This is a genomic window from Natrialba sp. SSL1, assembly GCF_001861355.1.
Lineage (GTDB): Archaea > Halobacteriota > Halobacteria > Halobacteriales > Natrialbaceae > Natrialba.
In genome coordinates, this window is the sequence record NZ_MASN01000035.1 from 338,531 (window position 1) to 359,461 (window position 20,931).

The following is a 20,931-nucleotide window of genomic DNA, read 5'->3' on the forward strand; positions in this document are numbered from 1 at the left end:
CGTTCTTTCTCGCAGCTGTACTCGAGTCCCACAGCTACACCGGACTCTAGCCAGGTGTTGCCAGAACGGGCTGGCGAGTAGCTGAAAACGCCAGGGACCGCAGATTAGAGGCCAGCAGCTAACTGCTCGATCGAGTCTGCCTCGCTGACGAACGTCGTTGCAAGCGTCGCCTCAGCTCGACGGAGTCGATAGGAGAGCGTCGAGCGCGGAACGTCGAGTTGCTCGGCGAGTTCCGAGAGGTCGATCCGGCGGGGTGTCTCGTAGTAGCCGCGGTCGACCGCCGCCTGCAGGGCCTCTCGCTGTTCCGTCGGGAGGGAGTCAGCGAGAGCGCCGTTGGCGACACCGCCGGTTTCGGCACCGGCAGCCGCGCCGTTCCCGCCGTGTTCCGGATCGAGCTCCGTCAGTCGGAGCATCTCCATGCCGGTACACTCGCCGACCTCTTCGCCGAGTGCGTCGAAGAACGCGTGGATCGGTGCATCGCTCGCGAGGACGATCCGCCAGCGGTAGCGCCGACCCTCGCGGTAGGTCTCGAACAGCATCCCGTCACCAAGGTGTTCGCGGGCGACGTGGGGGACCGACGTGCAGACATCGGTTCGGTCCCAGTAGGTGTAGACGACGAGGGTATCACTCGAGCGGTCGAGGACCTGGACCTCACAGTCCGCGCCGCAGTCGTCCTTCACGAGACAGTCGGCGAAGTAGTCCGCCGTCTCGTAGGCGGCCTCCAGTTCGGCGAGGGCGGTCTCGGAGCCGGTCGCGAGGTCGACGCGCCAGAGGCTGTCGGCGCTGACGTGACACGACAGGGAACGGACCGACGCGTCGGGGTGGTCCGCGAGAACGTCGGCGACCGGGTTGGTACCCGGTTCGTACTCCAGGGCGAAGACGAACTCTCTCATCGGCTGTGTGTAGGGGCTCGCGCGACAAATGGTTTCCCGCTCGGTCGCGTACGGTTCGCATGGGGCAGACAGCAGGCTCGCGCACGGCGACGGCGCTCGGTAATTTCTGGGCGTTCTACCGCCAGTACACGAAAACAGCTGCGCACGCGGCCGCTGCAGCGGGACTCGCGATCTTCGGCCTCCTCGTCTTTCTCGACCCGTGGTTTGCCGCGCTCGCGGTCGCCAGCTACGTCGTCCCGCCGGTCGCATTGTATCTGCTGGTACCGGATCAGATTCGCGAACGTGCAACCGCAGCTGAGAGCGACCACGGCGAGAAGAGGAGAACCGATTCCAGAGCACGTACCGAACTCGACACCACCCCTGTGACAGAGACTGAGACTGTGACTGAGGCGGAGCCAGCCGACCCGGAAACTGCGCTGCTGCACCCGCCAGGCGGGCGAGATTCGGACGCCGACTCGAGTACCAATGGCGATACCGATACGGATAGCGACAGCGACGCAGATTCTGATAGCGACTCGAACGGTGGCAACGGTGATACTGATTCAGATAGCGATTCGGATGCCGACGACGGTGACACCGACTCAGACACCAACTCAGACAGCGACCCAGACCGCGCGAACGGTGACACCGATTCAGACAGCGACAATGGCGACACCGACTCGGATCACGACGGATAGCCGGAGACCCCGATACCCCTGACCACCAGCCATTCGAGCGAACCGCTCTCAACCAGAACCGAGAACGAACCCCTTTTGCCACGATTGACCCAACCCACCCCATGGACCGACTCCTCGAGTCGCTCGACGACGCGCCGATCATCGACAAGGACGGCTACGAGTACCTCGTCCACCCAATCAGCAACGGCGTCCCGATGCTCGACCCCGCACTGCTGCGCGAGGTCGTCGTCGAAGTCATGCAAACCGCCGATCTGAACGTCGACAAAATCGTCGCCCCCGAAGCGATGGGGATCCACCTCGCAACCGCCGTCTCGCTCCAGACGGACATCCCGCTCGTCGTCATCCGCAAGCGCGAGTACGGCCTCGAGGGCGAGGTCTCGCTCCACCAGGAGACCGGCTACTCCGAATCGGAGATGTACATTAACGACGTCGAACCCGGCGACCGCGTCGTCATCATCGACGACATGCTCTCGACCGGCGGCACCCTGGCCTCGATCTGTACCGCTCTGGACGACATCGGCGCTGATATCTCAGACATCGTCGTCGTCATGCGAAAAGTCGGCCCCTCCGCCCTCGACGACACCGAGTTCGACGCGACGAGCCTCATCGACATTACGGTCGAAGACGGCGAGGTCGTCGTTCACTGATCGCGATTTTGTAACCGAATCGGACTCGAGTACGAAGCGCGCTCACTCCCCTGCCACGAACTGATGAGCGTGTGCTGTGCACATGCTGCGTTCCACGGAACCTAATTCTATACACAACAGTGCATATTCTGGTGCAAGCCAGGCGCAGTTCTGAGCGCATATACGAAATTTTTTACGCCTCGATCATCAGACCCCAGTCATAGATGACGAACGATCCAGGGGACGGCATCGAACTCGAGTACGGCCTCGACGAGAAGCCACCGATGGCGAAGTCGATCCTGCTCGGGTTGCAACACGTGGCGGTGATGATCGTGCCGGCGACGGCGGTGGCGTACATCGTCGCCGGCAACGTCGGACTCGATGGGGCCGACACGGCCTACATCGTCCAGATGGTGTTGCTCTTTTCCGGACTGGCAACGATAATCCAGGCGTACACGATCGGTCCGATCGGCGCGAAACTGCCGATCGTCATGGGCTCGAGTTTCACGTTCGTCGGCGCGGCGACGACGATCGGCATCGAGTTCGGGATGGCTACTGTCTTCGGGGCGATTCTCGTCACCGGATTCGTCGTCGAGGGCCTCATTGGCTGGCAGTTCAAGCGCATCAAACCCTTCTTCCCGCCGCTCGTGACCGGACTCGTCGTCGTGATTATCGGACTGTATCTAATTCCGACGGGGATGGACTACGCTGCCGGCGGCTCCGCAGCACAGGAGGCCGGCGAGTTCGGCGCTGTGCACCACATCGGTCTGGCAGCGCTCGTACTGGCCATCGCAGTCGGCCTCAACATGCTGACGCGTGGGGTTACTCGACTGCTGAGTATCCTCGCGTCGATCGCCATTGGCTACGCCGCCGCGCTCGCACTGGATCTCGTCTACGGCTTCGGACTCGTCGACTTCTCGTCGGTGGGGAGCGCGGATGCAATCGCGTTCCCGTCGCCGACCCACTTCGGGTTCGAGTTCGAACCGATCGCTATCCTCGTCTTCGCGTTCCTCTTCCTGGTCTCCGCGATGGAGACCGTGGGTGACATGTCCGGCGTCACCGCCGCAGAGGGGCGCAACCCTGATGACCGCGAGTTCCGCGGCGCGCTGTTCAACGACGGCTCGCTGAGTTCGCTCGGCTCGATCTTCGGCACGTTCCCGGTGACCTCCTTTTCCCAGAACGTCGGTATCGTCACCTTCACAGGTGTGATGAGCCGCCACGTCGTCGGTATCAGCGGCGTGATTCTCGCGATACTCGGCCTCAGCCCGGTAACCGGTGCCCTGGTTACGACCATCCCGAGCGCCGTCTTCGGCGGCGCGGTCCTCCTGATGGTCGGCATGGTCGCCGCCAGCGGCTTCCGGCTGATCGTCCTGCACACCGAACTCAACCGCCGCAACATGGTCATCGTCGCCGTCTCGCTCGGCCTCGGACTCGGGATCGCGACGACCCCCGAAGCTATCAGCGGGCTTCCGAACGCGGCCCAGACGTTCTTCGGCGAACCGGTGATCCTGACCGCGCTCTCGGCACTGATTCTCAACACTATCGTCCCCGGTGAGCAGAGTCCGCTGTTCGACGCGGCGGCACTCGAGGATGAGGATGAAGACAGCGATAGTTCGAACCCTACTGCGCCGAACCCAGGGGACGACTAATTCGGCCCCGATTGCGTTCCGTTACACCCTGGAATAAGTTTCTTCGGTCTCCTGCGTTCCATCCGGACCGGACTCGATCGCTTCGATACGCTCCGGAACGCCGTCATCGAACTCGAGTGTAACTCGATACGATCCCACCGCAATATCGGCGGTACACTCCTGCTCAGTGCTGGGCGCATTGCGCGTTCCCACGACGCGAACGGTACACATCGCCTCGTCGGCGTCGTACTGCGCACTCGAGAGGCTGATGTCCCCGCAGGTGGTCGACGCGTACGAAACAGTCCCGACGAGTTGTGCCGTCGACTCAGCTTCGTCAAAGGAAGTGGTGGGTGGCTCGTCCGTGTCTGGAACCTCTTCAGACTCGTCTTCGTCGATGCGATTCAGGGCGGAAGCCGTGAGTTCGGTCGGTGTCGGGTGCGATGCGAATCGAGACGTGGGGACTCGACTAAGGCAGCCACCGCCAACGACTGGAACGGTGCTGGCAAGGAGGGCTCTGCGGCGCATACTAACGCTACAGAGTCATTTTATATGTGTCTTGTGTGGGTTGAAAGTAGATGGCTACTCGCAGTCCTAACGCAACCGGAACCGTTGTACAAGGGAGAGAGGTCGATTTCCCGACTGCGTCCCAATGACGGTAACTCGATTCCGTTCACTGGAGACGACTACACGAACGCGACGGCTGTGTAACGACTACTGGACGGCACAAACTGCGAGTGGCCACGCTGTCGCTCCCGCTCTTGTTCCTGTGTGGGTCGTCTCCAAAAAAGCAGCGTGGTGAAATCCGCTGACGCAGCGGTCCTGTCGGGCGGTCGCTTAGAAGCCCTTGCCGAGCATCTCGCGCGCGATAACGTTCTTCTGAATCTCCGAGGTACCCTCGTAGATCTGGGTAATCTTCGCGTCGCGGTAGAGTCGCTCGACCGGGAAGTCGTTGACGTAGCCAGCGCCGCCGTGAATCTGGACGGCCTCGTCAGCAACGTCGACGGCGATACGGGAGGCGTACTCCTTCGCCATCGAGGCCAGCTTCGTGATGTCGTTGCCTTGATCGACGTTCCAGGCTGCCTTGTACGTCAGGTTGCGGGCTGCCTCGGTGTCCGTCGCCATCTCGGCGAGCTTGTGCTGGATGGCCTGGAACTCCGAAATCGACTGCCCGAACTGCTCGCGGTCCTGTGCGTACTCGAGTGCAGCGCGCGTGGCACCCTTCGCGATGCCGACGCCCTGTGCGGCGACGGCGGTACGGGTTTCGTCGAAGAACTGCATCTGCTGCATGAACGCGGCGTCCTTGGTACCGACGAGGTTTTCCTCGGGGACGCGGACGTCGTCGAAGACGAGTTCGGCGGTGTCGGAGGCACGGATGCCCAGTTTGCCGGTGATCTTCTCGGCGGAGAAGCCGTCGCGGTCGGACTCGACGACGATCTGGCTGAAGCCGTTGTAGCGGCCCTGTGCGTCGGGGTTGGTCTTACAGAGGACGACGAAGAAGTCGCCGACGGTGCCGTTGGTGATCCACATCTTGTTGCCGTTGATCACCCACTCGTCGCCGTCCTTCTCGGCGCGCGTCGAGACGGAGGAGACGTCGGAGCCGGTGTCGGGCTCGGAGATTGCTGCACCGGAGATCTTCTCGCCCATCGCGACGGGTTCAAGGAAGCGCTCCTTCTGGTCTTCGGTGCCGAAGTTCATGATCGCCTCACAGCCGAAGGAGGTCGAGACGATCGACAGCGCGATACCCGGGTCGTAGGAGAACAGTTCCTCGGTGATGATCGCGGTGTCGAGGATGGAGTAGCCGGCACCACCGTAGTCGATCGGGATGTACGAGCCGGTCAACCCCATCTCGGCGGCCTTGTCGATGACGTCGTGTGGGTACTTCTCCTCGGTGTCGTACTCCTCGGCGACGGGAACGATTTCGTTCTCGGCGAACCGCTGTACCTCCTCGCGGATCTGTTGTTGCTCTTCGGAGAGACCGAATTCCATGGACGATCGTTACTATCCGAGCGATAAAGAGCTTTGTAACCGGCTGTAAACTCAAAGAGAGTTTCCTTCCGCGAAGAGGGAAACGTTCAAACGGGTTCCCATTGCACACTGATCCATGGAACTGGAAGATATCAACACCGTCGCAGTTCTCGGTGCAGGGAACATGGGACACGGCATCGCGGAGGTCGCCGCGATGGCTGGCTACGACGTCGCACTGCGCGACATCAAGGAAGAATTCGTCCAGAACGGCTACGAACAGATCGAGTGGTCGCTCAACAAGCTCGCCGAAAAGGACCAGCTCAGCCAGGACGAAGCCGATGCCGCGCTCGAGCGCGTCACGCCAATCGTTGATGTCGAGGAAGCCGTCGGCAACGCCGACGTCGTCATCGAGGCCGTCCCGGAGAAGATGGAGATCAAGAAGGATGTCTACGGTGAGGTCGAGGAGCACGCCCCCGACCACACCATCTTCGCGACGAACACCTCGAGCCTCTCGATCACGGACCTCGCCGACGTGACCGAGCGCCCCGAGCAGTTCTGTGGCATGCACTTCTTCAACCCGCCGGTCCGCATGCAGCTCGTCGAAGTTATTTCGGGTGCGGAGAGCGCCGACGACACGCTCGACGTCATCGAGGAACTCGCCGACGACTTCGGCAAAACGCCAGTGCGCGTCCACAAGGACTCGCCCGGCTTCATCGTCAACCGCATCCTCGTCCCGCTGATGAACGAAGCCTCCTGGCTCGTCAGCGAGGACGAGGCAACCATCTCGGAGGTCGACTCGACCACGAAGTACGACATGGGCCTCCCGATGGGCAGCTTCGAACTCGGCGACCAGGTCGGCAACGACGTGAGCTTCCACGTACTCGAGTACATGCACGACGTGCTCGGTGAGGCCTACGAGCCAGCGCCGCTGCTCGAGGAGAAGGTGGAGAACGAAGAGCTCGGCAAGAAGACGGGCAAGGGCTTCTACGACTACGAGGACGGCCCCGGCGCCGAGATTCCGACCGACGAGCAGTCGGAGTTCGTCAAGGAACGCCTGCTCGCGACGATGGCCAACGAGGCTGCGAAGCTGATCGGCAACGACGTCGCACCGCCGGCCTCGATCGACGAGGCAGTGCAGCTCGGTGCTGGCTTCCCGGACGGTCCGGTCAAACTGGTCGACGAGTACGGCCTCGACACTCTCCTCGAGACGCTCGAGGAGGCCTACGACGAGACCGGTCACGAGCGATACGCGCCGGCTGACTTCCTCGCAGAGCGCGCCGACGAGGGCGGCTTCTACGAGAGTGAGGAGGACGAGGACGGCGTCGACTTCGACGCCATCCGCGTCGAGTACCCCGGCGAGATGGTCGGCCACATCGTCCTCGACCGACCACACCGCATGAACACGATCAGCGACGACCTGCTCGCCGAACTCTCCGAGGCCATCGACCTGCTCGAAGAGGACGACGAGGTCCGCGCGATTCTCATCACCGGCGAGGGCGAGAAGGCCTTCTCGGCCGGTGCCGACGTCCAGAGCATGGCCGCCGGCGGCGCGGACTCCCTCGGCGCGATCGAACTCTCGAAGAACGGTCAGTCCACCTTCGGCGAACTCGAGTCCTGTGACCTGCCGGTCGTCGCCGGTATCGACGGCTTCTGTCTCGGCGGCGGGATGGAACTCGCAACCTGTGCCGACCTGCGCGTTGCAAGCGAGCGCTCGGAGTTCGGCCAGCCCGAACTCAACCTCGGCCTGATCCCCGGCTGGGGCGGCACGCAGCGCCTCTCCCAGATCGTCGGCGAGGGCCGCGCAAAGGAGATCATCTTCACCGCAGAGCGCTACGAGGCCGACGTGATGGAAGACTACGGCTTCGTCAACGACGTCGTCAAGAACGACGACCTCGAGGACGCCGCATTCGATCTCGCCGCGAAACTCGCCGGCGGCCCACCGATCGCCCAGAAGTTCACCAAGCGCGCGATGCTCGCGGGCCGCGACGACACCGAGGCGGGACTCGAGTACGAGGCCTCCGCGTTCGGTCACCTGATGGCGACGGACGACCTGATGGAGGGTATTACGGCGTTCATGGGTGACGGCGAGCCAGAGTTCGAAGGGAAGTAAGAGCGACCCGGAGCTGAACTGGACCGAAACTGGACCGGAACACAGCACCAGATCCAGATCGTGGTCAGCGGACAGGGCCAGCGACCGACGCGGTATTTTTGACGACTGTACTGCCCGGGCCGTTGCTGTCTGCAACAGTACTACTGCTCGGCGTTCGCAGTTACGAACTCGAATCGTGCGCCACCAGCCTCGCTCTCACACGCACGCACCTGCCAGTCGTGGCCCGTCGCCACCTCTCGAACGATCCAGAGGCCAATTCCCAGACTGTCCGTTTCGGACGAAATCGACGGGTCGAATAGGTCATCGTCTGCCGCCAGATCATCCGGTAATCCGGTCCCGTTGTCCGCGACGAAAAAGCCACACGCCTCGCCCACCTGCTGGCCGTCTCCGCTGTCGCCGTCCGTGATCGGAGTCCGTTGCTGGTCGCCAGGCTCGGACTCGGACTCGGGTTCGGACTTGGACTCGAGTACCCCCACCCGAACGGCCAGTTCATCGACCTCCTCGTCGGCAGAGCCGTGTTCGATCGCGTTCCGAAACAGGTTCTCGAAGACGCGCAGGAGCCGCGAGCGGTCCGCCATGAACGTTGTTGTCCCGGTCAGTGTGAGTGTGGCCTCTCCGGTGGAAACGTGCTCCCAGGCCTCGCTGGCCACGGTGTCGAGGTCGACGCGTTCGGTGTCGCTCGCCCACGTGCCGTCGCGGGCGATGGCGAGGACGTCGTGGATGATCGCCTCCATGCGATCGAGGCTGCGCTGGGCCGTTGGGAGGTGCTCGAGTGAGCCGGTTTCGTCGATGAGGTCGAGATAGCCCTGGGCGATACCGAGCGGGTTGCGCAGGTCGTGACTGACGATGCGGGCGAAGGCGTCGAGGCGCTCGTTCTGTTTGCGCAGGCGGCGCTCGTTTCGTTTGCGCTCGGTGATGTCGCGGAGAACGCCGACGGTACCGCCGAACTGGCTTCCGGTGTCGGTGTTGGTGTCGATGTCGGTGCCGGTGTTAGTGTTGGTCTCAGCGTCAGTGTTGGTGTCGATGTCGGTGTCGATGTCAGTGCTCCTGTTGCTGCCACTGCCGTTTCCGCCACTATCGGTGCGATCGAGGACAGCAATCTGTGCCTCGCAGGTGACGTACGAGCCGTCTTTCGTCTCCAGTGGCACTTCGATCGTCGCCGAGCGGCCATCGGCCTCGATGAGTGATTGGACCGTCTCCGTGGCGTGTTCGATCGTCTGGTCGTCGAAGAGCAAGGAGATGTGCTCGCCGAGGAGCCACTCGCGGCTGTAGCCCGTCATCTCGACGAACGCGTCGTTCACGGTCATCACGTGGCCCGAGCCGTCGAGAACGAAGATGCCGTCACCCGCGGTCTTCACGAGGCGTTCGTACCGGTGCAGCGTTCGCTCCTGTTGCTCGAGTTGCCCGCGAATCGCGATCGTTTCGAGGACGTGCGAGGCCACGTCGGCGACGGCGCGAACTGTCCGGCGGGTGCCGGCTGTGAACGGCGTCGGTGCGTAGACGACGAGGACGCCGTACCGATCTGACTCCGTCGCCAGCGGCGCGACGGCGATCGACCGGGCACCGTGCTCGCGCGCCCGGTCGTGAAACGGTGCAGGGGTGAACGCGCCGCCCGTGATTGTCAGGTCAGGCTGGGAGGCGAGATCCTGCGTCTGGAGGCGCTGGGAGTACAGTGCTCGCTCGAGCAGGGGATTCACACCGCTCCCGATGCGGAACGTGCGGTGGATGGGCCACTCGGTCGCCTCCGGATCTGTCGCCCAGGGGACGACCGAATGTTCGCCACGGTCGTACTCGCCAACCCAGGCGAAAACGAACGCGTCGCGCTCCGTGAACACGGTTCGGAGCACTCGCTCGACGGTCTGTGGTGCGGTCGTGTCGGCCAGCTCACGCCGAACGGTCGCGACGAGTTCGGGGTGGGACACGTCGACTGCGTCGCCATCGTCGTCGGTTCCGGTGACGGCTCTACCGCCAGTCCGTTCGAGTTCGGGGAACCCAACCCCGCCGTTCGGCGCTTCGGCATCGACGCTCGACAGAACAGTTGCGGCGATGTCGCCAGCTTCTCTCAGTGTGTTCGTTTCCCGAGTGGTGTGTTGGGTCGAACGGTCCCGTGTTCCGCCCGCAGTTTTCGGCGTGTCCGGAATCGAGAGCTCGGCGAGTACCGGCTGGGACGATTCGGGATCAGTGTCCCCAGAGACGAGAGCGTTGGAGTCGGCGGACGTCTCGTCGGAACGCTCACCGCTGGCTGCAGTCTCCTCACCAGTGCTTTCGTTCCCGACATCACTTTCAGTCCCACTCTCTCCCCAGTAGGCGAACACCGAGGGTGGTTCGGACACGGCGCTCTCGATTTCGGCTACAAACGCCGACACCGAGTCGATGGTGTCGATGTCGATGATGATCGCGTCGGTGCGTTCGCGGTGCGCGTGGTGGGCATGGCGTTCGTGGTGCTCGTGGCCGGCCTGCTCGCCATCCCGCCCAGTATCCGGCTGTGCGTCGTTCCCACCCTTCTTCCGAGGGAGGGCCCGATCTCGGCCGGACTCGAGTTGGTCGAGAACCAGTTCGGGGTTCGGGACGACGCTGACGCTTGCAGGGGCGTCGGTGAACGCGAGTGTGAGCGCTGCTCGCGTCGATGGATCGCGGCTGACGCAAAGAATGTGTGCGCGACTCATCGTGGGCCACTCATGGCTGGTAGCGGGATGTAGATGGCTGCAATAGACTGTTTGAGTCCAGTAGACCAAGCGGGCCACGCAGACCTACCAGCCCCAGTCGACCCTACAGGCTCAACAGGCTCAACAGGGCCAGCAGACCCAACAGGGAGAGCAACTCGCTGTCTCAACTCGCGCATCATATCACGTGCGAACACGGCTTTCAGTATCTGGATAGTTCTGCCATCGGTTGGTGACCGTCGGCGGTGAGTGTGATTAGTGCGATTAGTGAAGTTAGTGCAGTTAGTGTGGTTCTGGTGCTGGCGCTGCTCTAGCCGGCGAATCCGGAGAGCAGCCAGTCGCCGTTCCCGCTCCCATTACCGTCGCCGTCGCTGTCGCCGTTGCCGTCACCGTCGTCGTCCCGCAGACTCGGCGCGCTTACGAGAACGAACGCGCTCTCGGTGTCACCGTTGCGGATCTGCCGCGTGGATTCGGGCGGGATCCACAGCGCGTCGCCGGCCTCCATCGCGACCGGATCGTCGTCGACGACGACCGTCGCCTCACCCTCGATGAGGACGTAGACCTCCTCGTGGTCGTTGTCCGTATGATCGTGGGGCTTGCTCTTCCAGTCCGGATCGCAGCGGGCGACCGTCACCCCAACCTGCTCCGTCTCGAGTGGGTCGCTCAGGACGTGCATCGCACTCGAGACCTGATCGACCTCCTCGTAGTTCACCTTCCGGTAGGACATGGCTGACTCTTGGCGCGGATCACAGTAAAGGTACGCGTTCAGTGCAACGTCGGACTCGAGTTCACCGTCGTCCGTGGCCGATTCAGGTCTCAGTGATCCTGACTGAGCGGGTCGAAACTGTCGACCGGTGTCACCGAGTAGTCGACCGTCAGTGCGTCCTTGGTTGCGCGGATCTTCCCGACGAAGGTGGAGATTTCCTCGAGTTCACCCTCGAGAACGAACAGTTCCATACAGTAGTGGTCGCCGACGTGGCTGTGGAAGTTCGACGCGACGAGGCCCTCGTGCTCGTGGCGCAGGTGCATCATGCGCTCTTCGACGGCGGTCGTCTCGTAGTCGAAGAGGACCGTGACGATCGCCATGAGTTCGCGATCCTCGAGACGGGTGTCTTCGAACTCGCCGAGGAGGTTACGGGAGGCTTCCCGGACGACTTCGCTGCGGCCGGTGTAGCCGTGTTCGTCTGCAAACTGATCGAGTCGATCGAGAAGTTCGTCCGGCATCGAGACGCTGACGACTGCCATATAATAACTCAGCGGCAGAAATCTATTAAGGTTTATCATCGCGCGGAGCGCCGTCGCTCGACCTGAACGAGTTCTTGCTGAAACTGCATTGCAGCAGGCACTGTTTTGCGGATTCGGTGCGATACCCCACTATCGAATGTATCTCCCAGCCCAGACCTGGCCCGACCTCGCCGACTACGTCGAGTCGGAGTCGCTCGCAGTCGTCCCGCTCGGTTCGACCGAGCAACACGGCCCACACCTGCCCGAAGGAACGGACCACATGATCGCCGAGGCGCTGGCGCGCGCTGCAACGGAGCGGACCGGCTATCTCTGCACCCCACCGATTTCGATCGGCGTCAGTTCCCACCACCGGCAGTTTCACGGCACGATGTGGGTCGACGCGCCTGTCTTTCGCGACTACGTCGAGAGTCTCTCACGAAACCTCACCTACCACGGTATCGACCGCATCGTCTACGTCAACGCCCACGGCGGCAACGTCGCACACCTTCGGGAGGTTGGGCGGCGACTCCACGAGGACGAGACCGCCTACGCCATCGAATGGATGTGGGACGAATCCATCCCCGGCCTGATCGAGGACGTCTTCGAGACCCCCGGCCCCCACGGCGGCCCCAAGGAAACGGCGATGATCATGCACATCGCGAACGAACTCGTCCGCGGAGATCAACTCGAGGCGGCCCGCGACGGCGGCGTCGATTTCGACGGCGACGCCGCACGTGTCCACGGCGCAACGACGTTCTACGACGCCATCGAAAACAGCCCCAACGGCGTCTTCGGCGACCAGACCGACGCCACACCCGAAATCGGGGAGCAGCTATTCGACGCCGCGACCGAGCAACTGGTGGCGCTACTCGAGTGGCTCGACGACCAGCCGTTCGCGGATCTCATGCCCGAGTCACACGTCGATCCGCAGCCTGGGAGCGGTCGAGAGGGAGTGTAACGGCGACGGGCGACAGCGAGGGATTGCTGGCGGTGTGGGATATGATACCCGCGCGGTCCGTCACGAACACGTACCCGAGCCAACAGCTATATATTCGGCCGGATATACGTCCCAGCAACGCGGTGCACGACGTGATTCCGACAACACTCCGTTCGGATCGACACCTGCTCGCCGTATCGTTTGCCTGCTTTGGCGTCGCGGGCGCTGCCGGGGCGACCGCCGACGAACTTGGTCTCACACTCGGAGCGACGGTGCTCGCCATCGTCGGCGTCTACACCGGTGCACGCTATGCGAACCGGGTTTCGCGCCGATCGCTCGCCACGAACGCACTCGTACTCTGGAGTTCCTTCCTCGCCGTCTCCGCGACGCACCTCGTCGGCCTAGGGTCCGTCAGCGCAGTAACGCCCGGGCCGGACGGCGCGGTCGCGCTCGGACTCACGGTGCTCACCTGGGCAACCCTGCTAACCGCCTGTGCGGCAACGACGTTCCTCGGCTTCCGAGAGTACGGGGCAACGGTCAGTGCCGACACGCCAGAAGAACAGGTGCTCGAGGGCGACACCTCGGATTACTCGACGCGGTAGCTCATTGCGATTCCTTCTCCGAGCGGGATAACGACCGTCTCGAACGCCGGATCTGCCGAGACGCGGTCGAGATAGTCGGCGATACCACGTGTGTGTTCGTTGCTCTCCGCTTCGATGACGCGCCGTGCCGCGTCGTCGCCAGCCTGTGTGGCCTCGACCATATCGAGTAGGTTCTCGAATTCGATAACGCTCGCCGAGATGGCGTTGTCGGCGACGATGACGCCACCGACCGGTACCTTCGATCGAATCGCCTCGAAGGCGTCCTCGTACTGGTGTTTCTGGATGTCGATCAACACCACGTCGAACGGGCCGTCGTACCGTTCGGCCGTCTCGACTGCGTCGCCGAGTTCGTACCGCGCGAGGCTGTCATAACCGCCCGCAGCCATGTACTCGCGGGCCTGTTCGAGTTCGTCCTCGTCGACCTCGGTGAGGACGATCTCGCCGCTGCCATCGGCCGGGAGCGCGTCGGCGAACCAGTAGGCGGAATACCCGTAGCCCGAGCCGAACTCGAAAATGCGCTCGGCGTCGCTCAGACGGGAAACGAACCGAAGGAACGCGCCGACCTCCGGCCCGACGTGTGGAAACCCCTGTTCCTCGGCGAAGCGGTCCATCTCCGCCAGCGTCTCGTCCGGTTCGGGACCGACCGCACGAACGAAGCGACTGATCTCGTCTGCGAGAACGTCGACCATAGCTGACCCCTCCCGCCGAGCCCATATCAAGGTCGGGGCGCGGTGCACTCAGTCCGACGCTTCGCCGGCGAGCCGTCCGATCGCATCGGCGAGCACCCGCGTCGCCGTCGCGCAGTCGTCCCAGTCCGTCCACTCGAGTGGCGTGTGCGAGAGCCCGTTCCGAGACGGCGCAAAGAGCATCCCGGCATCGGTCACCCGAGAGACGCACATCGCGTCGTGGGCCGCGCCCGAGTGCAGGGTGCGCGACTCAACTGTCGTGGCATCTGCGCCGGACTCGAGTGCATCCCGACAGCGCTCGCTCATCGGCGCGGGTGCAACGTCGAGTTCGAGTTCGAAGGTGGTCTCGACCGGCCGTTCGGCTTCGATTCGGGCCAGCACCCGTTCCGCTCGCTCGAGCAGGCCGGCCATCGTCTCGCCGTCGACGTCGCGGATGTCGACCCCGAGTTCGACGCGGCCGGGGACGACGTTCGTCGCGTTCGGGGTGACGTTGCATTTACCGACGGTCGCGACTGCTGTGCCTCCTATGGGTTCGTCTATACCGTCAGCGTCAGCGTCGCCATCGCTGGCACCCTCACTCACACCCGCGAGCGCCGCCTCCGTCCCGGCCTCCTCGAGTGCCAGCGCGAACTCGCTGGCAGCTGTGAACGCGTCCGCCCGCTCGGCCATTCCCGTCGTCCCCGCGTGGTTCGTCTCGCCGGTGAACGTTGCAGTGACGTGGGCGATGCCAGTGATCGTCGAGACGACGCCGACGGGAACGCCTGCGTCCTCGAGTCGGGTGTCTTGCTCGACGTGCAGTTCGAGGAACGAGTCCCAGTCAGCGGGGTCGAGTACACCCTCGCCGCGGTAGCCGATGTTCTCGAGTGCGTCGCCCAACTCCACGCCGTCGTCGTCCGTTGCCGACAGCGCCTCCTCGACTGCGAGCTGGCCGGTCGCAACCGACGAGCCAAGCAGCCCGCCACCGAAGCGGGTTCCTTCTTCCTCAGTAAAGCAGACGACGGTGATCGGCCGCTCCGGCTCGGCCTCGGCGTCCTGCAGCGCGCGGACGGACTCGAGTGCGGCGTAGACACCGAGCGGGCCGTCGAAGATACCGCCCTCGGGAACGGAGTCGAGGTGGCTCCCGGCCGCGACGGGGGCGGCGTCGGGGTCTGCGCTCTCCGGCGTCCATGTGCCGGTGATGTTGCCGACGGCGTCTATCTCGACTGCGAGTCCGGCGTCCTCGAGTCGGGAGACGAGATGATCTCTGGCCCGCCGGTTTGCCTCGGTTCCGGTGAGGACGGTTCGGCCGTGTGTCTGTCGCTGTGGCTGTGTCTGTTCCTGTGCCTGTTCTTGTCCCTGCCCCCCGTCGCCATCCTCGTTCGGTGTGTCCGAATCGTCGTACTCGAGTGCACCGAACGCCGCGTTCGCCTCGATGTCGGCTCGCAACCGTTCCTGACTCACGTTCATAGCACGTCGTTTCGAGTCCAGGGTGATACAAGTTCAGCCGCCGGCGCGGTTTGCACCTACTCGGGCGACTCGACTGACTGGAGCGCCATCTTTTTGCTCGTCTCTGCGGTCAGTCTTCCCCGAGATGTCACTCGACTCCGATCCAGACGCCGATTCGACTGCAGACGAATCGCTCGCTTCGGCCGTCGAGAACCTGGTGCACGAGCCGACGCAGATCCACGACGGCGGTGTCGATCTGACGGTGAGCGCAATCTACGAAGTCGCCGGCCCCGGGCAGCTCGATTTCGGCGGCGACGAACTCGAAGACGCAGATCTCGAGCCGGTACCGACGGAACTGCGAGCGCCGGACGACGAGTTCGGCTGGTGGGACCTCGACGGCGGTCAGTACGTCGTCCAGCACAACGAGTTTCTGGGGGACCTCGACGAACCGCTCCAACTGCAGCCGCGAAACGAGTTGCTGGCCCGCGGTGGCTCCCATCCGACGGTGCAGGTTCGCTCGCACCTGCCGCTGGTACCGCTGTCGGTCGCCGATGGTGGGATACAAATAAAGGAGAACGCGCGCGTTTCGACGCTGGTTCGGTAACGATCGTGCAGCGAACGAGGGGGGCGTCGGTTAGCGCCCCTCGTACTCCGGCTCTCGATCCTCGAAGAAGGCGCTCACACCCTCTGCGTGGTCGTCGGTCTGGAAGACGATTCCCTGTGCCGTCGCCTCGTCGGTCAGCGCCTGCTCAAGTGACTTGTCCAGTCCCTCGCCGATGAGCCGTTTCATGTGGCGCATCGCGACCGGTGGCCCGGAGACGATCTTCTCGACGAACTCCTCGGCGCGCTCGTCGAACTCGTCGCTCGGATAGACGTGGTTGACCAGCCCGAGGTCGGCGGCGTGATCCGCGCCGATGATGTCTCCGGTCAGGACGAGTTCCTGGGCGACGTTTTCGCCGACGATTCGCGGGAGCAGGTACGAGGTGCCGGCGTCGATACTCAGCCCGACCTGCCGGAAGACGAAGCCGAAGGCGGCGTCTGCGGTCGCGAGTTGCATGTCACACGCGATGGCCAGGTTCGCCCCGGCACCGACAGCCGGGCCGTCGACTAGCGCGATCGTCGGCAGCGGGAACGAGACGAGTCGCGCCATGAGCTGATTCGTCCGGCGCTCGAGTGCCCGCACGCGCTCGTCGAGTGGCATGTCTCCCTCCAGTCCTTCGATCATCGCCTCGATGTCGCCGCCGGCGGAGAACGAACCGCCCGAGCCCTCGATGACGACACAGCGGGCGTCCGCGTAGGACTCGTCGTCTTCGATCGCGTCGAGCGCCTCGGTGATTCCTGCGTTGATTTCGCGGGAGAGCGCGTTGCGGCGGTCGGGCTGATCGAGCGTGATCGTCGCGACGTGGCCGTCGTCGCTGGAGTCGAGATGGACGGCGTCGCCGAGAGTCATTCCTCGGCCTCCGTCTTCGCGTCGGCATCGTCGTCGGCGTCTCCATCAGCCGCTTCAGCGTCCTCCTCGCGTTCACGGAGCTTGAACTTCTGGACCTTCCCGGTCGTCGTTCGTGGTAGTTCCTCGACGAACTCGACCTCGCGTGGGTGTTTGTACTCCGCGAGATTGGTCAGGCAGTACTGCTTGAGTTCTTCGGGGGTCGCCTCAGCGTTGGGCGTTGGCACGACGAATGCCTTCACCGTCTCGCCGCGCCGGTCGTCCGGAATGCCCGCGATGGCGGCGTCGGCCACGTCCTCGTGCTCGAAGAGCAACTCCTCGACCTCGCGCGGGTAGACGTTGTAGCCGCCGGTGACGATCATGTGCTTTTCGCGGTCGACGACGTAGAAGAAGCCGTCCTCGTCCTGGTAGCCGACGTCGCCGGTGTGGAACCAGGTTCGCCCGTCCGCTTCGGTAAACGCCTCCTCGTTGGCCTCGGGCAGGCCGTAGTAGCCCTTCATCACGTTCGGCCCGGCGACGACGATCTCGCCCGTAATCTCCGTTAGGTCAACCTCGTCTTCGTCGACTGGGCCTTCCTTGACAGGGTCCACCTCCTCGAAATCGCGGTCGACGACCATGGAGTCGACGCCGGGAACCGTCTTCCCGATGCTGCCGACGCGTCGGCCCTCGATCGGACTGTTGAAGTGCGTGATCGGAGCCGTCTCCGTGAGCCCGTACCCCTCGTAGACGTCAGGCTCGTAGAGTTCCTCGAAGCGGCGCAGCACTTCGGTCGGGATGCCGGAACCGCCGACCCCACAGAGACGAACCGAAGAGAAGTCGAACTCCTCTGCGTTGGGCTGGTTGATCACGTCGTTGTACATCGCCGGCACGCCGTGGAAGATCGTGATTCCTTCGTCTGCGACGAGCGAGACGGCCTCCTGCGCGTCCCACTCGGGCATCGGATAGTAACCCGCGCCGTTGAACAGCGCCCCGTTCATCGTGACGGTCATCCCGTAGATGTGAAACAGCGGGAGAACGCCCAGTTGCTTGTCGTCCGGACGGATTCCGTCCGGGATCAGCTCTGCCGACGCCTTCGCGTTCGAGGCGAGGTTGCCGTGGGTGAGCTGGACGCCTTTCGGCTGGCCCGTCGTCCCAGACGTATAGGGCTGGACCGCCACGTCGTCGTCCTCCCGGGCAACGATATCCGGCGCGCCGCGCTCAAGGAACGACGTGAACTCAGTTGCGCCCTCGGCGTCACCACCCACGCTGACGATGTGCTCGACGCTCGTTTCGTCCCGTACCTCCGTGACGAACGGCACGAGATCGGCCAGCGTGACGACCACCTTCGCCTCGCTGTCGCCCAGCAGGTGGCTGATCTCGCGGGCCTTGTACTGCGGATTCATCGGCACGACGACGCCGCCGGCGCGCAGCGTCCCGTGGAAGCCGATCAGGAACGGCGGCACGTTCGGCAGGTAGAGCGCAACCCGATCACCCTCGCCCACGCCGCGGGACTCGAGTGCGGTCGCGAACGCCCCGGTCTGTGCCCAGAACTCCTCGTAGCTGGTGTCGTCCCCCTGAAAGCCGATGGCGGTGTTCGATCCGTGCTCCTCGACGGCCGCCGCGACGTTCGTGACGAGATTTGTCATGTACCGAGCGATACGTTGTCGCGTGGCATAAAAAATATTTACATTGTTTAAACTGTATGCACGGCTCCCTTCCGACGTAATCGACAGCAGTGCTAGAGCCAGCCCTCACCCGATCGGTGATTGTCAACGTCCCACAGCCACGCTTATTTCAATCGGCAAAAATGTCGAGTCGTAATGGCGGATTTGAGGGACACGATCGAGGAAACGCAGGCGTTCTACGACGAGTACGGGACTGACGAGTGGGATCGACTCGCGACAGGAATCGATGGAGCACTCGAGTTCAGCGAGACTGTCGACACGCTCGCGTCGACCCTGCCGTCGTCCGGGCGGGTGCTCGACGCCGGCGGTGGTGCGGGAAGATACAGCCGGTGGCTCGCAGCGCGAGGGCACGACGTGACGCTGCTTGACCTCAGTCGCGGCCAGCTATCGGTCGCGGTTGATCGGTTCGGCGACGCTGACATCGATGGCGACGGCGATAGCGGTGTCGATGCTGATACTGCTGCTAGCGTTGACACTGTGTCCACCGTCTCACCCGTTCAGGGATCGATCACCGACCTCGGGTTGCCAGCAAACACGTTCGACGCGGTGTGCTGTCTCGGCGGACCGCTGTCGCACCTGCTGGACGAGGGTGACCGAGTACAGGCCGTTCGGGAACTGCGCCGCGTGGCGAAGCCAAACGCACAGGTCGTCGTCTCCGTCATGGGACTCCTCGGTGCCGTCCAGCTCTATCTCCTGTCGGGACACAACGTCGCAGCGTTGCCGAATCTTCTCAAGCACGGCGACTACGATTCGGCGCTCCTCAAGCGCCACGGCTACGAGAACGAGTTCACCGCGACGCACTTCTTTCGTCGGGACGAACTCGAGTCCCTGCTCGCAACAGCGGGGATCCAGGTCGAGACCGTCCGCGGGCTGGAAGGACTTGCCTCGCCATTTCACGCGGATCACATCCAGCAAGTTGGCGGTGAGCTAACCGACGACGAGCGCCAGGCACTCACGGACGTCGTGGCGCGAACCAACGACGATCCGATCGTCGCGGATCTCTCGATTCACATGCTCGCCGTCGGTCGAGCCTGAGAGTGACAATACCGACGCCAGCGTCACACCCAAGACTGACGCCAGCAGCGGAACGATTGTTTTTACGTCAGTACGCCCAACGACACCTATCCAGAGCAATGTATCAGGACGTCCTCATCCCAACTGACGGGAGCGACGGAACTCGCCGCTCGATCGCACACGGACTCACCATCGCCGAACAGTTCGACGCACGGGTCCACGCACTCTCGGTCGTCCCCGAAGGACCGCTCGGCACGCTCGAGAGCGAGGAAGCAACGCCGACGGCGCACCACGCGGTCGACCACGTCGCTGCCGAAGCCGCACACGCCGGCATCGAGGCGACAACCGCAGTCGAGAACGGCGTTCCACACGAGGTCATACTCGAGTACGCCGACGAGCACGATGTCGACATGATCGTCATGGGCACCCAGGGCCGAACGGGACTCGACCGGGTACTCGTCGGCAGCGTCACGGAGCGAGTCGTCCGCATGGCGGAGATGCCGATTGTGACGGTTCGCGCGACCGATGAAATGCAGCTAACGGATGTCGAGGACGCCGAAGCACGCGCACGCGAACAGGCTACTGAGGAGGGCTACGTCGTCGACGAACTCGCCGCCGAGCCCCGTCGAACCAGTGCGGCCTGGTACTTCCAGTTCGAAACGCCGGAGACGGACGACCCCGTTCGACTCAGCGTCGACGCCGTTTCGGGTGACGTCCGGACCGTTACGGAGCCAGCGCCGTAGCTGCGTGTTCGAGGGGCTGGGACTGCCACTGCCACCATATCCAGCGAATATCGCACAGACTAACTCTCCTCCCGAAACGGATTCGAACAGCGGCCGAACACGTTCGGATACAGTTGCTTTGTTCCTGACGGCCTGTACTCGAGTATGACTGCCGACGCGCCCACTGACGACAGTGCCAGTGCCAGTCCCAGTTCACCGCCAGTCGATGATGGCCCAGAGTCGGATACAAGGGCTGGCACGGAGACGACCACCGTCACCGTCCGCTGCACCGGCCACGTCAGAACCGCTCTTGGAACACACGAACTCGAGTACACCTTCCAGGGAACGCGACTCCGCGAGTTCCTCGAGTCGTTCTTCGACGAGTTCGAAGCACACGACCTCGAGCCGATGCTGATCGCCGAAACAGAAGCCGACGCCACCGCACGCGGTTGGGCACCGGTCCCCGACGAGTTGCCGGGCACCTGGCGAAAGAATCCCGAAGGCGAGCAGACGCGGCCCTACGCGCGGGTCTGTATCAACGGTCGGTTCAACGAACACGACGCGGGGTTCGATACGGAACTCGAAAACGGCGACCGAGTCGCGCTGGTCTATCCGTTCATGTTCTGCTGCTGAGCGCGCTGGCGCTCG

20 protein-coding genes are annotated in these 20,931 nt (G+C 63.6%); 10 read left to right on the forward strand and 10 right to left on the reverse strand.

Annotation, left to right across the window (positions count from 1 at the left end; genetic code table 11):
* Positions 1 to 104: 104 nt before the first annotated feature.
* The gene (locus BBD46_RS12595) at positions 105 to 893 is read right to left on the reverse strand and encodes a helix-turn-helix domain-containing protein (RefSeq protein ID WP_071402038.1); all 789 of its coding nucleotides are present in this window, start codon (positions 891 to 893) and stop codon (positions 105 to 107) included.
* A gap of 59 nt (positions 894 to 952) precedes the next feature.
* Here BBD46_RS12595 and BBD46_RS12600 point away from each other — a divergent pair, with 59 nt between their 5' ends.
* The 3 genes from BBD46_RS12600 (at position 953) to BBD46_RS12610 (ending at position 3,845) form a co-directional block, all read left to right on the forward strand.
* Entirely contained in the window at positions 953 to 1,570 is a 618-nt protein-coding gene (locus BBD46_RS12600) for a hypothetical protein (RefSeq protein WP_071402039.1), read from the forward strand.
* A 101-nt stretch (positions 1,571 to 1,671) separates the two neighbouring features.
* Positions 1,672 to 2,217, forward strand: a complete 546-nt coding sequence (gene hpt / locus BBD46_RS12605) for a hypoxanthine/guanine phosphoribosyltransferase (RefSeq protein WP_071402040.1) — start codon at positions 1,672 to 1,674, stop codon at positions 2,215 to 2,217.
* Between the two features lie 203 nt (positions 2,218 to 2,420).
* A complete protein-coding gene (locus BBD46_RS12610) occupies positions 2,421 to 3,845 on the forward strand; it encodes a uracil-xanthine permease family protein (RefSeq protein ID WP_071402041.1) in 1,425 nt (474 codons plus the stop codon).
* A 21-nt stretch (positions 3,846 to 3,866) separates the two neighbouring features.
* Here the strand turns inward: BBD46_RS12610 and BBD46_RS12615 are convergent, their stop codons facing one another.
* Both BBD46_RS12615 and BBD46_RS12620 read right to left on the reverse strand, forming a co-directional pair.
* Positions 3,867 to 4,349, reverse strand: coding sequence for a hypothetical protein (locus tag BBD46_RS12615; RefSeq protein WP_071402042.1), 483 nt, complete (start codon positions 4,347 to 4,349; stop codon positions 3,867 to 3,869).
* Positions 4,350 to 4,658: 309 nt separating this feature from the next.
* On the reverse strand, positions 4,659 to 5,810 hold the full coding sequence (locus BBD46_RS12620) for an acyl-CoA dehydrogenase family protein (RefSeq protein WP_006654492.1): 1,152 nt from the start codon (positions 5,808 to 5,810) through the stop codon (positions 4,659 to 4,661).
* 115 nt (positions 5,811 to 5,925) lie between these two features.
* Between BBD46_RS12620 and BBD46_RS12625 the strand changes: the two genes are divergently transcribed.
* The gene (locus tag BBD46_RS12625; RefSeq protein ID WP_071402043.1) at positions 5,926 to 7,899 is read left to right on the forward strand and encodes a 3-hydroxyacyl-CoA dehydrogenase/enoyl-CoA hydratase family protein; all 1,974 of its coding nucleotides are present in this window, start codon (positions 5,926 to 5,928) and stop codon (positions 7,897 to 7,899) included.
* A 140-nt stretch (positions 7,900 to 8,039) separates the two neighbouring features.
* On the opposite strand, the gene BBD46_RS12630 is transcribed toward BBD46_RS12625, so the two are convergent.
* From BBD46_RS12630 to BBD46_RS12640, 3 genes are all read right to left on the reverse strand, one after another.
* A complete protein-coding gene (locus BBD46_RS12630; RefSeq protein ID WP_071402044.1) occupies positions 8,040 to 10,565 on the reverse strand; it encodes a PAS domain S-box protein in 2,526 nt (841 codons plus the stop codon).
* Positions 10,566 to 10,872: 307 nt separating this feature from the next.
* On the reverse strand, positions 10,873 to 11,289 hold the full coding sequence (locus BBD46_RS12635; RefSeq protein ID WP_071402045.1) for a cupin domain-containing protein: 417 nt from the start codon (positions 11,287 to 11,289) through the stop codon (positions 10,873 to 10,875).
* A gap of 89 nt (positions 11,290 to 11,378) precedes the next feature.
* Positions 11,379 to 11,807 carry a CopG family ribbon-helix-helix protein gene (locus BBD46_RS12640; protein ID WP_071402046.1) on the reverse strand — a complete coding sequence of 143 codons (429 nt, stop codon included), beginning with the start codon at positions 11,805 to 11,807 and terminating at the stop codon, positions 11,379 to 11,381.
* 136 nt (positions 11,808 to 11,943) lie between these two features.
* Here BBD46_RS12640 and BBD46_RS12645 point away from each other — a divergent pair, with 136 nt between their 5' ends.
* A complete protein-coding gene (locus BBD46_RS12645) occupies positions 11,944 to 12,744 on the forward strand; it encodes a creatininase family protein (RefSeq protein WP_084777748.1) in 801 nt (266 codons plus the stop codon).
* A gap of 122 nt (positions 12,745 to 12,866) precedes the next feature.
* On the forward strand, positions 12,867 to 13,325 hold the full coding sequence (locus BBD46_RS12650; RefSeq protein ID WP_071402047.1) for a hypothetical protein: 459 nt from the start codon (positions 12,867 to 12,869) through the stop codon (positions 13,323 to 13,325).
* On the opposite strand, the gene BBD46_RS12655 is transcribed toward BBD46_RS12650, so the two are convergent.
* Positions 13,310 to 14,014, reverse strand: coding sequence for an O-methyltransferase (locus tag BBD46_RS12655; RefSeq protein WP_071402048.1), 705 nt, complete (start codon positions 14,012 to 14,014; stop codon positions 13,310 to 13,312). The genes BBD46_RS12650 and BBD46_RS12655 overlap by 16 nt on opposite strands.
* Positions 14,015 to 14,062: 48 nt before the next feature.
* Positions 14,063 to 15,457, reverse strand: coding sequence for a M20 family metallo-hydrolase (locus BBD46_RS12660; protein ID WP_071402049.1), 1,395 nt, complete (start codon positions 15,455 to 15,457; stop codon positions 14,063 to 14,065).
* 124 nt (positions 15,458 to 15,581) lie between these two features.
* Here BBD46_RS12660 and BBD46_RS12665 point away from each other — a divergent pair, with 124 nt between their 5' ends.
* Positions 15,582 to 16,040 (forward strand): dCTP deaminase, encoded by a 459-nt coding sequence (locus BBD46_RS12665; protein ID WP_071402050.1) that lies wholly within the window; start codon positions 15,582 to 15,584, stop codon positions 16,038 to 16,040.
* 30 nt (positions 16,041 to 16,070) lie between these two features.
* Here the strand turns inward: BBD46_RS12665 and BBD46_RS12670 are convergent, their stop codons facing one another.
* Positions 16,071 to 16,886 (reverse strand): enoyl-CoA hydratase/isomerase family protein, encoded by an 816-nt coding sequence (locus tag BBD46_RS12670; protein WP_071402051.1) that lies wholly within the window; start codon positions 16,884 to 16,886, stop codon positions 16,071 to 16,073.
* Complete coding sequence (locus BBD46_RS12675; RefSeq protein ID WP_071402052.1) at positions 16,883 to 18,508, reverse strand: long-chain-fatty-acid--CoA ligase; 1,626 nt, start codon at positions 18,506 to 18,508, stop codon at positions 16,883 to 16,885. Before BBD46_RS12675 ends, BBD46_RS12670 begins: the two co-directional genes overlap by 4 nt.
* A 174-nt stretch (positions 18,509 to 18,682) precedes the next feature.
* On the opposite strand from BBD46_RS12675, the gene BBD46_RS12680 reads away from it, so the two are divergent.
* From BBD46_RS12680 to BBD46_RS12690, 3 genes are all read left to right on the forward strand, one after another.
* Positions 18,683 to 19,582 (forward strand): class I SAM-dependent methyltransferase, encoded by a 900-nt coding sequence (locus tag BBD46_RS12680; protein WP_071402053.1) that lies wholly within the window; start codon positions 18,683 to 18,685, stop codon positions 19,580 to 19,582.
* A 98-nt stretch (positions 19,583 to 19,680) separates the two neighbouring features.
* Entirely contained in the window at positions 19,681 to 20,304 is a 624-nt protein-coding gene (locus BBD46_RS12685; protein ID WP_071402054.1) for a universal stress protein, read from the forward strand.
* 144 nt (positions 20,305 to 20,448) lie between these two features.
* Positions 20,449 to 20,916 (forward strand): pterin cluster protein, encoded by a 468-nt coding sequence (locus BBD46_RS12690; RefSeq protein WP_071402055.1) that lies wholly within the window; start codon positions 20,449 to 20,451, stop codon positions 20,914 to 20,916.
* Positions 20,917 to 20,931 lie beyond the last annotated feature (15 nt).

Coding starts and splice junctions, on each gene's coding strand:
- BBD46_RS12595 (WP_071402038.1), bottom strand. CDS start 893: ATGAGAGAGTTCGTCTTCGCCCTGGAGTACGAACCGGGTACCAACCCG.
- BBD46_RS12600 (WP_071402039.1), top strand. CDS start 953: ATGGGGCAGACAGCAGGCTCGCGCACGGCGACGGCGCTCGGTAATTTC.
- hpt (WP_071402040.1), top strand. CDS start 1,672: ATGGACCGACTCCTCGAGTCGCTCGACGACGCGCCGATCATCGACAAG.
- BBD46_RS12610 (WP_071402041.1), top strand. CDS start 2,421: ATGACGAACGATCCAGGGGACGGCATCGAACTCGAGTACGGCCTCGAC.
- BBD46_RS12615 (WP_071402042.1), bottom strand. CDS start 4,349: ATGCGCCGCAGAGCCCTCCTTGCCAGCACCGTTCCAGTCGTTGGCGGT.
- BBD46_RS12620 (WP_006654492.1), bottom strand. CDS start 5,810: ATGGAATTCGGTCTCTCCGAAGAGCAACAACAGATCCGCGAGGAGGTA.
- BBD46_RS12625 (WP_071402043.1), top strand. CDS start 5,926: ATGGAACTGGAAGATATCAACACCGTCGCAGTTCTCGGTGCAGGGAAC.
- BBD46_RS12630 (WP_071402044.1), bottom strand. CDS start 10,565: ATGAGTCGCGCACACATTCTTTGCGTCAGCCGCGATCCATCGACGCGA.
- BBD46_RS12635 (WP_071402045.1), bottom strand. CDS start 11,289: ATGTCCTACCGGAAGGTGAACTACGAGGAGGTCGATCAGGTCTCGAGT.
- BBD46_RS12640 (WP_071402046.1), bottom strand. CDS start 11,807: ATGGCAGTCGTCAGCGTCTCGATGCCGGACGAACTTCTCGATCGACTC.
- BBD46_RS12645 (WP_084777748.1), top strand. CDS start 11,944: ATGTATCTCCCAGCCCAGACCTGGCCCGACCTCGCCGACTACGTCGAG.
- BBD46_RS12655 (WP_071402048.1), bottom strand. CDS start 14,014: ATGGTCGACGTTCTCGCAGACGAGATCAGTCGCTTCGTTCGTGCGGTC.
- BBD46_RS12660 (WP_071402049.1), bottom strand. CDS start 15,457: ATGAACGTGAGTCAGGAACGGTTGCGAGCCGACATCGAGGCGAACGCG.
- BBD46_RS12665 (WP_071402050.1), top strand. CDS start 15,582: ATGTCACTCGACTCCGATCCAGACGCCGATTCGACTGCAGACGAATCG.
- BBD46_RS12670 (WP_071402051.1), bottom strand. CDS start 16,886: ATGACTCTCGGCGACGCCGTCCATCTCGACTCCAGCGACGACGGCCAC.
- BBD46_RS12675 (WP_071402052.1), bottom strand. CDS start 18,508: ATGACAAATCTCGTCACGAACGTCGCGGCGGCCGTCGAGGAGCACGGA.
- BBD46_RS12680 (WP_071402053.1), top strand. CDS start 18,683: ATGGCGGATTTGAGGGACACGATCGAGGAAACGCAGGCGTTCTACGAC.
- BBD46_RS12685 (WP_071402054.1), top strand. CDS start 19,681: ATGTATCAGGACGTCCTCATCCCAACTGACGGGAGCGACGGAACTCGC.
- BBD46_RS12690 (WP_071402055.1), top strand. CDS start 20,449: ATGACTGCCGACGCGCCCACTGACGACAGTGCCAGTGCCAGTCCCAGT.